Origin of the sequence: Intrasporangium sp. (assembly GCF_030452765.1) — a bacterium.
Classification (GTDB): Bacteria; Actinomycetota; Actinomycetes; order Actinomycetales; family Dermatophilaceae; genus Intrasporangium_A.
The window spans coordinates 1-14,992 of record NZ_JAKDLO010000019.1 but is presented as its reverse complement, the minus strand read 5'-3'; the positions used below and the strand labels follow the sequence as shown (position 1 = coordinate 14,992).

The 14,992-nt window shown below is 70.8% G+C and carries 9 protein-coding genes; 5 read left to right on the top strand and 4 right to left on the bottom strand.

The features are described from left to right. Nucleotides 1-53 precede the first annotated feature (53 nt). From L0H79_RS04190 to L0H79_RS04175, 4 genes are all read left to right on the top strand, one after another. On the top strand, nucleotides 54-1,397 hold the full coding sequence (locus L0H79_RS04190; RefSeq protein ID WP_301483294.1) for an MFS transporter: 1,344 nt from the start codon (nucleotides 54-56) through the stop codon (nucleotides 1,395-1,397). A gap of 123 nt (nucleotides 1,398-1,520) precedes the next feature. After that, nucleotides 1,521-2,891 carry a hypothetical protein gene (locus tag L0H79_RS04185; RefSeq protein WP_301483293.1) on the top strand — a complete coding sequence of 457 codons (1,371 nt, stop codon included), beginning with the start codon at nucleotides 1,521-1,523 and terminating at the stop codon, nucleotides 2,889-2,891. Then, the gene (locus L0H79_RS04180; RefSeq protein ID WP_301483292.1) at nucleotides 2,888-3,328 is read left to right on the top strand and encodes a hypothetical protein; all 441 of its coding nucleotides are present in this window, start codon (nucleotides 2,888-2,890) and stop codon (nucleotides 3,326-3,328) included. Before L0H79_RS04185 ends, L0H79_RS04180 begins: the two co-directional genes overlap by 4 nt. A 50-nt stretch (nucleotides 3,329-3,378) precedes the next feature. After that, a complete protein-coding gene (locus L0H79_RS04175) occupies nucleotides 3,379-4,746 on the top strand; it encodes an NAD(P)/FAD-dependent oxidoreductase (RefSeq protein WP_301483290.1) in 1,368 nt (455 codons plus the stop codon). 453 nt (nucleotides 4,747-5,199) lie between these two features. Here the strand turns inward: L0H79_RS04175 and L0H79_RS04170 are convergent, their stop codons facing one another. The 4 genes from L0H79_RS04170 to L0H79_RS04155 are packed head-to-tail and all read right to left on the bottom strand — an operon-like array spanning nucleotide 5,200 to nucleotide 11,924. After that, on the bottom strand, nucleotides 5,200-6,438 hold the full coding sequence (locus tag L0H79_RS04170) for a Wadjet anti-phage system protein JetD domain-containing protein (protein ID WP_301483289.1): 1,239 nt from the start codon (nucleotides 6,436-6,438) through the stop codon (nucleotides 5,200-5,202). Further along, nucleotides 6,435-9,815 carry an ATP-binding protein gene (locus tag L0H79_RS04165; RefSeq protein WP_301483288.1) on the bottom strand — a complete coding sequence of 1,127 codons (3,381 nt, stop codon included), beginning with the start codon at nucleotides 9,813-9,815 and terminating at the stop codon, nucleotides 6,435-6,437. Before L0H79_RS04165 ends, L0H79_RS04170 begins: the two co-directional genes overlap by 4 nt. Then, the gene (locus L0H79_RS04160) at nucleotides 9,808-10,485 is read right to left on the bottom strand and encodes a DUF4194 domain-containing protein (protein ID WP_301483287.1); all 678 of its coding nucleotides are present in this window, start codon (nucleotides 10,483-10,485) and stop codon (nucleotides 9,808-9,810) included. Before L0H79_RS04160 ends, L0H79_RS04165 begins: the two co-directional genes overlap by 8 nt. Beyond that, on the bottom strand, nucleotides 10,482-11,924 hold the full coding sequence (locus tag L0H79_RS04155; protein ID WP_301483286.1) for a DUF3375 domain-containing protein: 1,443 nt from the start codon (nucleotides 11,922-11,924) through the stop codon (nucleotides 10,482-10,484). Before L0H79_RS04155 ends, L0H79_RS04160 begins: the two co-directional genes overlap by 4 nt. Before the next feature lie 618 nt (nucleotides 11,925-12,542). Between L0H79_RS04155 and L0H79_RS04150 the strand changes: the two genes are divergently transcribed. Continuing rightward, nucleotides 12,543-13,733 (top strand): ATP-binding protein, encoded by a 1,191-nt coding sequence (locus L0H79_RS04150; protein ID WP_301483285.1) that lies wholly within the window; start codon nucleotides 12,543-12,545, stop codon nucleotides 13,731-13,733. Nucleotides 13,734-14,992: the final 1,259 nt, after the last annotated feature.

Below are 14,992 nucleotides of genomic sequence, written 5' to 3'. Positions count from 1 at the left end.
TGTCCGGCCGCCACCCTCGCCCAGCGACCCACCTACCAGGGAGGCCCCGCCCCATGTCCACCAGTAGCTCCGACGTCGTGGAACGCGGCGGCCAGCTGGAGAAGCAGACCCTGCGCAAGGTCACTCGCCGACTCGTGCCCTTCATGGCCTTGCTCTACTTCATCAACTACCTCGACCGCACGAACATCGCCTTCGCGAAGCTCACCATGAGCGACGATCTCGGCCTCAGCGAGACGGCCTACGGCGTGGCCGCGGGCGTGTTCTTCATCGGCTACCTGATCTTCGAGGTGCCGAGCAACCTGGCGCTGCACCGCTTCGGGGCGCGCCGGTGGATGGCTCGCATCCTCGTGTCCTGGGGGATCGTCGCGACGGCGATGGCCTTCGTGCCCAGCGCTGGTTGGCTGTACTTCATGAGGGTCCTGCTCGGCGTGGCGGAGGCGGGCTTCTTCCCGGGCATGATCCTGTACCTGACGTACTGGTTCCCGGCCCGGCAGCGCGTGCGGATCACCGCCCTGTTCCTGACCGCGATCCCGCTCTCCTCGGCGATCGGGGCGCCGTTGTCCGGTGCGATCATGGAGTTCACCGACGGCGTCGCGGGGCTGTCCGGATGGCGCTGGATGTTCATCGTGCAGGGCGCCCCGGCAGTCATCCTCGGGGTCGTCACGTGGTTCTACCTGACCGACCGACCCGACCGGGCCAAATGGCTGACCAGCGACGAACGGACGTGGCTCAGCGACACCATGTCGACCGAGTCACACGTCGTGAGCCAGCACGGCTGGTCCGTGCGCCGGGCCCTGACCGGCGGGCGGGTCCTCGCACTCGCGGCCGTCTACTTCGGCATCGTCTACGGGCTCTACGCGCTCAGCTTCTTCCTGCCCTCGATGGTGGCCGGCTTCGCCAAGACCTTCGACGCGGACTACTCGCTCTACCAGATCGGGCTGATCGTCTCCGTGCCGTTCCTCGTCGCCACCGCGCTCATAGTCCCGTGGAGCCGCCACTCCGACCGGACGGGCGAGCGCACCTGGCATGTCGTGATCCCCGTCCTGGTCGCCGCGTTGGCGGTGCCTGCCGCGCTCTATCTCAGCTCGCCCCTGGCCGTGATGGCGCTCATGACGGTGACCGCCGTCGGAATCTTCGCGGCCCTGCCGGTCTTCTGGGCCCTGCCCGCCCAGTTCCTCGCAGGTGCCGGCGCCGCGGCGGGTATCGCGCTGATCAACTCGCTCGGCAACCTGTCCGGGTTCGGCGCACCCTTCGTCACCGGCTGGATCACCGATGCCACGGGCAGCTACCGACCGGCGATGTGGCTGGTCGGGGTGATCCTCGCCATCGCAGCCGCGATCGTGCTCGTCCTCCATCGGCGACCGCCGGCCTCGCGACTCGAGACGTCGAGCAGCTGAGACCGGGCGGCGTGGCGGTCCACCAAGCCACGCACCCAGGTATGCCGCCGAGCGGGCGGCTGCTGAGCGGCATACAGCGTGCGCGGCTTGCCGCACGGCAACGGAGCCTGTGACCATGGGTGGGTGACCAAGCGCATCCTGGCCGGCCAGCGGGCGGCCAGGCGACGGCGGCTGTTCACCGGGCGCAGCTCGCATCTGGAGCTGTTCCGCGGTGCGCTGGCCGATGACCTTGCACCGTTCGCGGTGCTCCAGGTGTACGGCCCGGGCGGGGTCGGCAAGACGGCGTTGCTCGACGCGTACGCCGACCTGGCGGAACAGACCGCCGTCCCGGTGCGTCGGATACCGCCGAATGACGGCGGGGTCTCCCGAGAGGCCTTCCTCGCTGCGCTCGGTTCGGTGCCGGGTACCGGGCGGGAGGTGCTGCTCGTCGACGGCTACGAGCGCCTGCTGCCCCTGGACGGCTGGCTGCGCACGGAGGCCCTGCCAGGGGTGCCCGACTCCTGGATCACCGTGCTCGCGGGGCGTCCGGAGCCATCGGTCGAGTGGCGCACCGACCCCGTGTGGCAGGGTCTGCGCCGGGATGTCGCGCTCCGCAATCTCAGCCCGAGGGAGTCGGCCGAGTTCCTCGCCGCGTGCGGGCTGGACCCAGGGCTGCGCTCCTGGGCAGCCGACGTGACCCATGGGCACCCGCTGGCGCTGGCGCTGGTCGCCGACCTGCTCGACCAGGGCGCTGCGCTGACCGGCGGCGCGCTGCCACCCGACGTGGTCTCGGCGCTGCTGTCGCGCCTCGTCGAGGCCACGCCCGACGCCGCCCACCGGCGGGCCCTCGAGGTCAGTGCCCTGTCTCGCGTGACGACCGAGCCGCTGCTGCGCGACGTGCTCGGTGCCGATGGGGCCGGCGAGGCGTTCGCGTGGCTGCGTGGCCTGTCGTGCATGGAGGCGGAGCCGGACGGGCTGCGCCCGCATGACCTCGCCCGGGACGTGATCGACGCCGAGCTGCGCTGGCGCGACCCGGAGACCTATGCCGAGGTGTTCCGGGCGGTGTCCGGGAACGCCCGGCGACGGCTCGCGCAGAGCCCGGCGGGCGACCGGCAACGTGCTGCGCACGACTTCAAGTACATCTACAAGAACCTGTCCGGCGTGCTCACCCCGGTGGACTGGGACACGTGGGGGCAGCACCGTCCCGAGCCGGCGCGGCCCGCTGACGGCGCGCAGATCGTGGACATCGCGGCTGGGGTCGGTCCGCAGACTGCGAGCGCGGCCTGCACCCGTCGCCGACGACGAACGCAGCGCCGGTGCAGGGCCTGGAGCACACGCTCGCCGTCGAGGACCTGTCGTGGGACTTCATCACGATGCCCATGCCCGGCCTGTGGGACGACTACTTCGACTATGCCGGGTATCCGCGTGCCACCGGTGCTGACTTCATGCTCGACGGCACACCCTTCGGCTGCTTCGCCCACGACTTCCGGCGGGTGCCGGCCAGCGACTGGATGACCGCAGTCACCGAGCGGGCGCTCGCGCGGTCTCCCGGGCCGGCCCGCCACGAGCAAGCACCACTGCTCGTCCTGTCGCAGCCGGACTTCCAGGCGGCGGTCCGGCGGGCGCTTCGGGACCTCGACCGGCCGGACCGGCTGTCCGTCAACCCGCTGACCCGGTCGCGGGCGGTGCACGAGCGGGCTGGTGACGGGGAGTCGCCCGAGGCCGTGCTGCGCGAGCTGCTGCGGGAGCAGACCGACGCGCTGGCGGCGGACGCGAAGGCGTTCCGGGCCGTCGACCGCACGTACTGGCACCGTTGCCCTTCCCAGGAGGCCGCGGCGCAGGTGCTCGGCTTGCCGTTCAGCACGTATCGGCGCCACCTCAGCCACGGGATCGAGCTGCTGAGCGAACGGCTCTGGAACCTCGACGTGTATGGGCGTCCGGTCGTTGACTGAGCAGGACCTGGTCTGGTGGGTGAGCAGTTCTCCGTCGCAGCCTTGCGTGCATGAAGCGTCGAAACCACGTCGACCATCAAGACCGAGACCAGGCGGTCGTGCTCGGAGCGGGCATCGCCGGCCTCGTCGCCGCCCGAGTGCTCTCCGATGCGTTCGACCGGGTCTGCGTCGTCGAGCGCGACCCGTCCACCTCGGTTGCCCCCGAGCGCCGGGGCGTGCCGCAAGGGCGCCACATCCACGCCCTGGCTGCCCGCGGGCTCGACGTGCTGGAGGAGCTGTTCCCCGGGCTGACCGCAGAGCTGACCGAGGCCGGGGCCCCGAGGATCGACCTGCTCGCCGACAACCGGCCGGTGTTCAGCGGCCACCGGCTGTGTCGCACAGCTTCCGGGGTGACGTCGGTGTGCCTGACCCGGGGGTTGCTCGAGGCCACGCTGCGCCGACGGGTGCAGGCTCTGCCGGGGGTCCGGTTCCTCGACCGGTACGACATCGGCGGGTTGGTCAGCGACGGGGGCCACCGTCGTCGGGTTGTCGGGGTCCGGGCGCTGGGCCGGCGCAGCGGCAGCGCCGAGCAGGAGCTTGCCGCGAGCCTCGTCGTCGATGCCACGGGCCGCGGCTCCCGCAGCGCGGTCTGGCTCGAGAACCTCGGCTACGGACGGGTGCCCGAGGAGCGGGTCACGATCGGGCTCAGCTACACCTCCGCACTGCTGCAGCCACCACCTGGTGGGCTCGGGGACGCGAACGGCATCCTGATCGCCCCCACGCCGCAGCATCCACGCGGTGCCGCGCTCCAGACTGTCGAGGGTGGGCGCTGGCTGGTGACCCTGATCGGTGTCCTCGGGCAGGAGCCGGCACTCGGGCGGCAGGGGTTCTTGGAGTATGCCGCTACCGTGCGGCCCTCCGACGTCCATGACGCGATCGGCGCGGCGGAGTTCCTCACCGAGCCGGTCCGGTTCCGGTTCCCGGCCAGCCGGCGGCGCCACTACCAGCGCCTGGCGGCGATGCCGGAGGGCCTGGTGCTCGTCGGTGATGCGGTGTGCAGCTTCAACCCGATCTACGGACAGGGGATGGCGGTCGCGGCAATGGAGGGACTCGCGCTGCGCGACGCGCTGGCCCGCGGCACCGTGGACAGCGCCCGGTTCCAGAGGTCGATCGCCCGGCTGCTCGACGCGCCGTGGGAGATGTCGACCGGTGGCGACCTGGCCTTCCCCGGGGTCACTGGCCGGCGGACCCTCACATCGCGGATCGGGAACGCCTGGGTCCCGCGCGTGCACGCGGCGGCCGCCAGCGACCCAGTCGTGAGCCGGACCTTCGTCAGGGTCGCCGGCGGGAAGGCCCGCCCCGAGGCGCTGTTCTCGCCCGCCCTCGTCGCCCGGGTGCTGCGTGCCCGGCTGGGCGGGATGGTCAGGGTGTCGGGCTGAGGCGTCATCGTCGGGGGAGCCAGATCCCTCGGCGGGGCCGCATGACCTGGGTGGGCTGGCTCAGGGGCGCTCGGGGGACGGGTTGGCGTTCGGGTCCGGGAGCGTTCGTCTCAACACGAAGGGGCGCCCGACGCTGGGGTGCCGGGGATGCCGCAGGCGAGTCCGAGGAGAATGCCTTCGCCGATGAGGCGCGGTTCGTCGGTGACCCGGCGCCATGGGAAGGGCGCGTCGTAGGGGTACTGCACGAGCACGGCTGGGCGGCCATCGAGGCTAGCGGTGCCGTTGCGGGCACTGACCGGGACGGATCGTCGGGGCAGCACCCGTGGCGCTTTGCGTCGGGTTTCCATCTCAGCGCTTGGTTTGCCTCACGCCGGGGGCGCGCGGCTGTGGTCGTTCACAGGCAGTGACAGGTCCGGTCAGATGAATAGCCCCAAGTGTTGATTTGGTCGCTGGTCACGTGTTGATCTGGCCGCGCGGAGGGCCTGCCCCAGCGCTCCAGAGCGCCTCGCCCAGCGCCGCGACGACGTGCGCATAGTTGACCCGCTCCTGCTCGAGCCGGACCGAGGTGCCGAGCCCGTTGTCGCGCAGGGTCAAGTAGACCGCCGCCTCGTCAGGAGTCAGGCGGTCCAGCTCGGACCGGGACGGCGTCGGGTCGGTCGTCCACTGGCTCTGATGAGCCCTGAGGGTGCCGAGGTCCATGAGCACGCTCCGCACGGCCGGTAGCTGGCTGCGCAGCCGGTCGAGGATGACGAACCCGTCGGTGTCGAGGTCGCCCCAGTAGACGACGTCACGCTCTCGCAGCCACGGCACCCGCCCAAGTCGGAGCACGTCGAAGCCGGCCCCGAAGAAGGCGACCCCACCCGGCACGGTCGGCAGCGCAAGGAAAGTCACCACGTTCTCGACGACGAGCACCCACCGGGCCGGCACCTCGAGCGTCGCGAGCTCCTCGACCCGGACAGACACGTCGGTGAGCCCACCGAACAGCGGTGTGCCGTCGAGCGAGCGGAGCCGCGTCATGGCTGGCTTGTCGCGGAAGCCGTAGCGCCGCGCGAAGTCCCTACCGGGAGAGCGCGACTCGTCGGCAACACCGGGGGCCACCGCGTCGAGCAGCTCCGCCAACAGTCCCCGATGGCCCTCGATGAACTTGGTGTCAACACCTGGCACGTCGATTTCGCGGAGGTATGCCGCTGTCCCGACCTTCGCGCGCAGCCACAGGACCGTCGCGAGCACCCTTGCCCACGAGCGCTCCTCGGCCAGTGCCCGGAGGGGATGCGCCGCGACCCAGTCGGCGATGGCCGGATGCGCGGCCGCACTGGCTGCGCACTGCTGCCGGAAGGCCGCGACCTGGTCTGATACGCGCAGCAGCCGCCACACCTGGTCGGGCTCGTCGAACCAGGCGACGGATGGCACGGCGTTCGCGCCGACGAGCCGGCCACCGACCGTCCGCGTCTCGACGCGGAACGCTGGGGACCTGCCTGCATCGGCGGCCTTGTGCAGCAACGCCGCCCACTCCTGAGCGGCGCCGAAGTCGGCCGCCACCTCGCGGGCGCTCGGCCCTCGCAGCGGCACCCGGATCGGCTCCCAGACGGCGCCCGGAGCAATTGCCCGCAGCAGCTCGCCCTTGTCCCACCGCCGCCGCAGCGCAGCCCGGACCTCGTCGACGGTCGACCACGTGCGACGACCAGCCGTCATGCCTCCCGGCTCTCAACCAGATCGGCGGCCCGAGCCAGCACCGCATCGGCCCGCTCACGCTGGTACTCCTCGATCGTCAGGTTGTGCAGCCGCGACGAGCGCCCGCTCGGGTTGTCGACGAAGCCGACCCGGCGCACGAACGGCTCGATCGTGTGGACCTTCTGCAGCGGCGTGACGACGAGCAGCTGCAACCCGAGCCGGGCAAAGAGCCGCAGCGCATAACGGGTCGACTCGTCCGACCCGCGGCCGAACGCCTCGTCGATGACGGCGAACCGGAACGTCCGGGCCGACCCTCCCGGCGCGTCGAGCCGGAACTGGTAGGCGAGTGATGCCGCGAGGATCGTGTAGGCGAGCTTCTCCTTCTGGCCGCCGGACTTGCCGTCGGAGTCGGCATAGGTCTCGTGCTCCTCGTCGGACTCGCGCCACCGTTCGGAGGCGTTGAAGACGAACCAGTTGCGCACGTCGGTGACCCGGGCCGTCCACTGCCGGTCCTGCTCGGCGAAGCCTTCGCGCCCCTGGAACCGGGCGATGAGCGCCCGCACCTGCTCGAACTTCTGCTCCGAGTAGAGGTCGTCCGAGTCACCACCGAGCACACCCTCGGTGCATGCCCGCAGGTCGGTCTTGAACTCCCGGATCTCGGTCAGCGGGGTCTGCACGGCATCGAGCCGGATGAACCGGTCGGTGTTGTAGTCGATGTCGCGCAGCGAGGCGTTGATCGTGCGGATCCGCTCGGTGATCTCCTTGGACTGCTGGAGCAGCCGGGACTGGAAGCCGGCGATCTCGCGGATGGTGTTCTGGTTGAGGAAGCGCTTGAAGTCCGCCTCGAACCGCGGCAGGTCGTCCCGGGCGACCCGGTCACGGAACTCCCGGAACTCCCCGGCCGCCTCGATGCTCGCGTCCATCTCGGTCGTCTCGGCCGGGTAGTCGCGGCGGAATGCGTCCATGGCGCGCTCGGTGCGTGACGTCGCGGTGCTCAGCCGCCTGGACAGGGTCGCCGACTGCTCGACAAGCTCGGCCCGCAGCTCCTCGACGACACCGGGCACCGCGCCGGCCCGCGTGACTGCCCGGGCCCGCACAGCGGCCGCCGCTCGCTCGACCGCGGCCCGGTCCTCCTCCTGCGCCCCGGCCAGGACCTCGCTGCCCCGGACCCGGTCCGCCTCGAGCCCGGCGAGGCGCCCCTCGAGACCGCCGATGGCCCGCTCGTGCCGGCCCCGCTGCTCCTCGGCCGTGGCGAGCTCGGCCTCGACGACGACCAGCCGGGCGTCGATCTCGGCGAGCTCCCGGGAGGCGTCGACGAGCAGCGCCAGCTCGCGCTCGACCTCGTGCAGCGCCCGCGCCGAGGCCCACCAGTCGATGTCCCGCACGTCGTCGACGACGAGGACCCGGGTCAGCGCCTCGCGGCGCTCGCGCAGCTCGCGCTGGCGCGCCTCGGCCTGCCGGATCACGTCGTCGACCTCGTTGAGCTCCTCCTGCACGCGGGTGCCACGCTCGATGAGGGCGTCCTGCTTCGCCTTGTTGTCCCAGCCGAGGACATAGCGGGACCGGTCGTCGACCCGGTGCCGGTCGTCCTTCTCGTGGCGGCTGCCCGACTTGACCTGCCCCCGCACGGTCACGGCCCGGCTCACCCGCCGGAAGTCGTCGAGGCTCTCGACGCACTCGTGCGCGGCCCGCGCGGCGAGCTCGGTCGCCAGCCAGGCGGCATACGGGCTGTCGCGCAGCTCGAGCTTCGCGGCGAGCGTGCCCGACGCGGGTGATGCCGGCTGGTACCGCTCGCCGACACGGACCCGGTGGTAGACGAGTCGGGTGCCAAGATGGTGGCCGTCGACCCAGTCGGCGACCCGTGCATAGTCGGCGTCGTCGACGATGATCGACAGCGCGAAGCCGCGGAGCACCCGCTCGGCCGCCCCACGCCAGCGGTCCTCACCCGGGCGCACCTGGACGAGCTCGCCGACGAACGGGACCCGGCCCTCGTCAACTCCCGTCTCCTCGCACAGTCGGTCCCGCAGGCTGAGCAGCTCGCGCGGGATGCTCGACCGTCGCTGGCGCAGGCTCACCAGCTCGTCGCGGATCTCGTCGGACTCCTCGCGCAGTCGGTGTCGGACGACCGCGTGCTCGGTCAGCCGGTCGCGGACCTGCTGGCCCTGCTCGTCGACGGTGGCCTGCACCTCGAGCGCGTCGCCGCGGACGCGGGCGAACTCGTCGCGGTCCGCGAGCGCGTCGAGCCCCGCCGCGGCGAGGTCGGCGCCCCACGCGCGGTGCCGTTTGGCGCGGGCTTCCTTCTCTTCGGTATGCCGCCCTCTGGCCTCCTCGAGAGCGCCGACCCTGCCGCCGGCGTGACCGGCACGAGCATCCCGCAGGCCCTGTTGCTCGGCGCGCAGGGTGGTCACGTCGTGCTGGGCGCGCTGGTGTGCCTCGCGCTCCCGGGCGAGCTCGGTCTCGCCCTGCGCCACCTCGTCGGCGAGCAGCTCGAGCGTGACCGTGGCAGCGGCATACCGGAGGGCTTGCTGGGCGGTGGTCGCGGCGGCGAGCTGCCTGCGGACCCGGTCGACGTCGTCGCAGCCGGCGACGATCGGCTCGAGCGCGGCGAGCTGGGTGCGGGCCTTGAGGACGGCGTCGTGCGCGGCGGTGAGGTCCTCGAAGTGGCCGATGAGCTTGCGGACGTCGGCGGCGGCGTCGAACGGCTCGAGCATGTGGGCGCGGACGAACTCGGTGAGGTTGCCGACGGACTTCATCGACACGGTCTGGTGGAACAGCTCCATCGCCTGGCTCGACGGGATGCCGAGGGCCCGGCGGTAGGCCCGCTCGTAGTCGGGGAAGGTCGTGTGCGGGGTGATGCCGGCGCCACGGAGCCGCTTCTTGAGCACGGCGACCTCGGTGCCGAAGTCGCTGAGGTCGCGCACGATGCCCAGCTCCCGGTCGGCGACGACGTAGAACCGGTTGGGCTGGCCGGCGTGGTCGTCGGGCATCCAGAAGACCTGCGCGAGGGTCACCGACGAGCCGAGCCGCTCGTTGCGGAACACCGCGAGGACCGCCGAGTGCGAACGGTGGTCGCGCAGGCCAACCGGCCGGGACACCCCGGTCGTCTCGCTCCGCTCGGACTTCCAGTAGCCGAGGACGTAGGAGCGCAGGCTGCGCTCGCGGGTCTCGGCGCCGGCGGCCTTGTTGTAGGAGATGCGGTTGGCGGGCAGGAGCAGGGTGGTGACCGCGTCGACGAGGGTCGACTTGCCCGAGCCGATGTCGCCGGTGAGCAGCGAGGTATGGCCGCCGAGGTCGAAGCGCCAGACCGCCCGGTCGAAGGTGCCCCAACCGAGCAGCTCGACGTGGTCGAGGCGGTAGCCGGGGGCGCCGAGGTAGCCGTCGAGGGGGAGCTCATCCATCGGTGTGGTCCTCTCCGCCGGCGGCAGCGGGGCCGTCCGCTTCATCGGCATCGGGCTCGAGCGTGGCGAGGTACTCGCGCAGCCGCTCGTCGAACTCGGCCAGCCACTGCGCGTCGACATATGCCTTGAGGATGCGGCGCACTTCGTAGGTGCGGTCCTGTCCCGTGATCCTGCGCAGGAACCCGAGAGCCTCGACCTTGCCGATGAGCGAGTCGACCTCGCTCGCGAGCCGCACCTCGTTGGTGCTCTGGGGCAGGTGGACCCGGATCAGCTCGGCAACCTGGTCGCGGGTGAGGATGAGTCGCGGGTCGCTGCTGCTGGCGTCGAACTCGGCCAGGCGTTTGCGCAGCAGGGCCAGGAGCAGGCTGACCCGGAACGAGAGCCGGTGGCGCGGGATGAGCCGCGGGATGTCGACGTCGTCGTGGTCGAGCTGGCGCAGGTGGGCGTAGCCCTCGGCCTCGTCGATGACGAGCTCGAGGCCCATCACGAGCATGTGGTCGCGGACCCGGGCCTGGTGGCGGCGGAGCAGCGCCCACCCGGTCGGGTTGTCGGCCTGGTAGAGCACGCCCCGCAGGAGCGGGATGACGACCCGGGACAGGTCGAGCGCGTCGTCGGACACGGCGGTGCCCGACGCGCTGGTCGGGGCGGCTGTGGCTGGCGTGGTCGTCATGAGGGGTCCCTCCCGTCGGATCGGACGTAGAGCAGGGTGGGGATGTCGGCCGTGCGGTCGGTGTCGTCGTCGGCCCAGGCGACCTGCTGGCGAGCGGCGTCGTCGATGACCAGGTCGATGCCGTCCTCGGCCAGCGCGAAGTAGGCCATCAGCTCGGCCAGGCCCTGCTCGGGTGGGTGCTCGTCCACGATCTCGCCGAGGCTGACCTGGGTGCGGCGGCGCAGCGCTGCCCGGACCTGACCGACGAGGCGAGCGTGGTCGACGTGGTCGACGCTGAACAGGGCGGTCGTCTCGGCGGGCTCGGCCGCCTCGGTGACCGTGCTGTCGATCTGCGGGGGCGCCGGCGGGGCGTAGAGCGGCCGCTCGAAGGGAAGGCTGATCTCGGGCCGGGTCGCCGCGAGGGTCATCCGGATGTCGGGACGCTCGTCCCGCAGCGCGACCGAGCTGCTCTCGATGCCGCGGAGCAGCTCGATGACCCGGCGGTTCTCGAGCCAGACCGTGTCGTCGAGGAAGCGGCGCAGCTGGTCGGACAGGGTCCGGACCGTCGCCTGGGTGCGGTCGGCGGCGCCGAGCCAGTCGCGGTCGATCCGGCGCACCCGGTCGTCCGGCACGATCGCGTCGAGACGGTGGACCTCGTCGAGCAGGTCGGACAGCTCGTCCTGCTGCTCGGCCGACAGGAGGAAGTCGTAGAACGCCTGGAAGCTGCGACCCTGGTCGGACTCGGAGATCGCGTTGCGGTCGCCGAGCAGCCGGTCGAGCAGCTCGCCCTTCGAGCCGTCCCAGCCGGCGATCGTCTCGCGCATCTGCCGGTCGAGCGCGCGGAACTTCACCTCGACCTCACGGAAGTCGGAGAGCAGCTCCCGGGCCGTGCTCGCGAACTGCTGGTAGCGGTCGCGCTGCCCGGTCGGGTCGAGCACGTCGATCTCGCCGGCCTGGGCGCGGGCGATCTGCTCGTCGAGCCGGGCGCGTTCGGCCCGAAGCAGCTCGAGCCGGTGCTCGGGGTCGGTGTCGCTGCCCTGGACGATCTGCCGGAGCAGCCCGACCAGGGTGTGCAGTCGCGACTCGGTGCCGACGAACGCGCGCTCCTGCAGACTCGCGACCCAGGCGACCGCCCGCTCGAGGGCCGGGGTCGCATCGACGTGCGGCTCGTCGCTGCCCTCGAGGTAGTAGAGCCGCAGCCAGCCGGACTCGGGACTGGCCCAGTCGGCGACGTAGGCGGACGCCGGCCTCGGGTAGGCGTCCTCGCCGAGCTGCTCGCGCAGCGCGTAGAGCGCGTCGTCGAGCCGGTTGACGAGCTCGGTCTGGGTGAGCACCCGGACGTTGTCCTCGACGAAGGTCCGGCCGAGGAACCCCACGATGAGCGGCGCGTTGGCGGCGCGCAGCAGCCGCCAGGCCGGGTGTCGATCGCGCAGCCGGGCGAGGTCGTCGTGGGACAGCATCGGGGACCCCCTTTCGCTCCCGCGAGCATAGGCGAGCCCACCGACACTCCCTCGCGCCGACACCTTCCCCACGGCCGAGTGTCCAGCCCGTGATCGCTCTGCTCGAGGGCCAAGCGCCCTCGTTCTCGTCCTCGCGCTCTACCTGCAGGTGTGCCGCGGGCTCGGTGCCCTCGAGTCCAGTGCGGTCTTCAGGTCGGGGCCGTGGCGTATGTCGCCTGGGCCCGCCTCACCGTCGCCGTTGGCAAGCGATGGGGTCGGTGGACGATCGCTCGACGAGTCCACCCTGTGGCGCCGGCCCCGCTAGTGCCGAAGGTCCCGCGTGGTGTCGTCCGCCTCTGGGAGCGTGGACAGAAATCCGCTCGGACGCCGGGAGGTCGAGGAGCTCGCACACCTCCCGCACCCACGGCCCCCCACGCTCGGTCACTTCGCTCGGCTCCGCCATGACGCCTCCTTCGCGACGAGCCCGCGCGGTCACCACCGTATTGACCGAGCCGCCAGATGCAACCAGCCGACAGCCTTCCGGTATGTCGCTCACCCGCTGCCGTGGGCGAGTGCCTTCCGCGCTGGCTAGGCCGTTGAGAGTATGCAAATCTAAAGCCTGCCGTTAGATTTACACACATGTGGATCCCGCGCTCGGCCGAGGCGGTCCTGCGTACTCGTCTGCGGACCTCCGCCGCCGTCGTGCTTCTCGGACCCCGTCAGGTCGGCAAGACCACCATGGCTCGGGATGTGACGCGAGACTGGCCCGGCGGGGCAAACTACCTGGACCTCGAGCGCCCGGCCGACCGTCGACGCCTTGAGGACGCTGACGCCTATCTGAGGAGCCAGTCTGGAAGGCTCGTCGTCCTCGATGAGGTCCACCGTGTTCCGTCCCTCTTCGAGGTGCTCCGTGGAGTCATCGACGACAACCGCCGCGCCGGGCATCGGACTGGCCAGTTCCTGCTCCTCGGCTCTGCGTCTCTTGACCTCGTCCACATGTCATCAGAGAGCCTCGCTGGACGTATTTCCTACATCGACCTCGGCGGGGTCGACGTCGATGAGGCTGACGATGTCGGTCTCGACGAAGACATGGTCTGGGTGCGAGGGGGTTTTCCGGACAGCCTGACGGCCGGCAGCGACGTCGAGTCCGTCCGCTGGCGCGCCGATCTGATCCGGTCCTACCTGGAGCGAGACGTGCCGATGTTCGCACCACGCATCCCGGCCGAGACCCTGCGCAGGCTGTGGACGATGGTCGCGCACTCGAGCGGCACCCTGCTCAATTCGAGCCGGCTCGCGGCTGGGCTCGGTGTCAGTGGCCCGACCGTCGACCGCTACCTCGACCTGCTCGCTGACCTGGGCTTGCTGCGGCGCCTGCAACCATGGCACGCCAACACTGGCAAGCGAGTGACCAAGTCGCCCAAGGTCTTCGTCCGCGACACCGGCCTGTTGCACGCGCTGCTCGAGCTGACGAGCGTGGACGACGTGCTTGCGCACCCGTCAGCCGGACCCAGCTATGAGAGCTTCGCCGTGGAGTGCCTGATCCAGGCGGCCGGAGAGGCGCTTCGGCCTTATCACTACCGGACCGCTCGAGGCGACGAGATCGACCTGGTGCTCGTGCGTGGCGGCCGGCCGGTTGCGGCGATCGAGGTGAAGCGGTCGACTGCTCCCGCCGTGAGCGCCGGCTTCCACCGCGCCGTTGCCGACATCGGTGCCGACCATCGGTTCATCGTCCATCCCGACACGGGCGAGCCGCCCTACGCCACAGGTGGGGACGCCGTCGTGATCGGCCTGACCGCTCTGGTGAAGCGCTTGCGTCACGGGTTCCGCTGAAGCTCGGTCGCCCCACGCCCCACGCTCCTGCGTCACTGCTCACTCAGACTGAGCAGTGGCGCAGCCGGCCCGGTCGGAATCCGATCCAACAGTCGGAATCCGATCCAACAGCTCGGGCTCCGCGGTCGCCTTGCTCGGGTCACCCTTCAGCCACGGCTGAATCGTCGCGGGGATGTCCGGATGTGGGATCTTCGCCGCCCGCTTCACCGAGAGCAGGTGACTGTCACCCGGTGCCCTCGCTGTGGGCGCAGTCCACTGCGCTGTGCTTGGGGGCCGTGTCAACCCAGTGAACCGCACCTGTCTTGCTGTAGGCGCGGAATGTTGTGACCGGCTTGGCACGCAGCTCTTGCGCACTCTTCAGGACTCGGAACAGCCTGGCGCCACGGTCGGCAAGTGGATCTGCAATTGTCATGAGTTGTTGCTCTCCTGCGGACTTCGTCGTCCCCCACCTGAGACCCGATACCTCCGACACTGCCGGCGAGCAGTGATCGGTCGGATCTCCCCAGTCGCGGCTCAGGGGCCTTGATTCGGCTGCTGACCGCGGACTCGCTGACGAACCGGTTGCGCCACACCGCGTCGAGGAGCTCGGACTTTGTGACCGGCGATCAGGCTCAGCGGCCGCGTCCGGGTTGGCTCGTCCAGCCGATCGGTGATCCAGGCGGTCCAGGCATGCTCGGCGATCCGTAGTGCGGAGCGCACCGTCCTGGTCACTCGCCCACTGGTGGGTGCCTCGATCTGTTCTCGCCGGGACTGGGTCGGTGGCTTCACGACGCACCCGGTCCGCGCGTCACTCAGCGTGGGCGACATTCGTCGTCAGCCAGGACGTCAACCGGTCCTGATCGGCGACCGTGGCCACCCGGATTCCGAGATGCGTCCGGATCTCCGACTCCGACGCGCACTCATCGGCAATTGAATAGGAGAGGAGCCGTCGGGTCGGGGGTCTTGTCCTGGGCCAAAGACAGTCGCCGGACTTGCCAGTCGATCTGGTCGAGCCGCATGTCTCACAACCAGAACAAGCCGAGCCGACCGGAGGCCCGCGACCTCTGTCTGTGTCAAACTCTTGTGTCTGACCCGAACGTATGTTCTACTAGGGCAAGATTCTTCAATGACCTGGAGGAGTGGCGAGCATGACGGCGGAGTCCCGGCCGACCGGTCCGGTCCTGACGGGTCCGCCTGTCGCGGTCCCGGGCCTTGATGTTGGCGCTGGCCGTGGTGTTGCTGGTGGCCGTGGTGTTGCTGAGGCTGCTGAGCGTGCTGCT